General features: G+C 39.9%; 1 protein-coding gene. It reads right to left on the bottom strand.

Translation table 11 applies throughout. From position 1 onward, the window contains the following. Positions 1-411, bottom strand: a 411-nt coding sequence (locus SMIDD28_RS11935) for a YPDG domain-containing protein (RefSeq protein ID WP_196756381.1), incomplete at both ends; no start/stop codon positions are given.

Below are 411 nucleotides of genomic sequence, written 5' to 3'. Positions count from 1 at the left end.
GGTACTTCTTCTTCAGATCCATCTGGATAATGTACTAAAACTTTTCCTGTTACTTTATCTCCTGGGTTCTTATCTGATGGAATTGTTACCGTCACTTTCCCTGTAGTTCCATCTACTGTGATAATTCCTGGTGTTCCACTTGTGTAAGTTGTTCCTGATGGAATTGTCTTACCGTTTGCTTCACCTACTGGAATCTCTACTGATGCTCCTGGTTTGCCATTGCCATCATTATACTGTGGTGTGTAATCATCTTTATCACGGTTGATGACTGTTACACTTACCGGTACTTCTTCCTCAGATCCATCTGGATAATGTACTAGAACTTTTCCTGTTACTTTATCCCCTGGATTCTTATCTGATGGAATAGTTACCGTTACTTTCCCTGTAGTTCCATCTACTGTGATAATTCCT

Source organism: Streptococcus mitis (genome assembly GCF_001579045.1).
GTDB classification, from domain to species: Bacteria; Bacillota; Bacilli; order Lactobacillales; family Streptococcaceae; genus Streptococcus; species Streptococcus mitis_D.
This window is presented reverse-complemented; position numbering and strand designations above follow the sequence as displayed.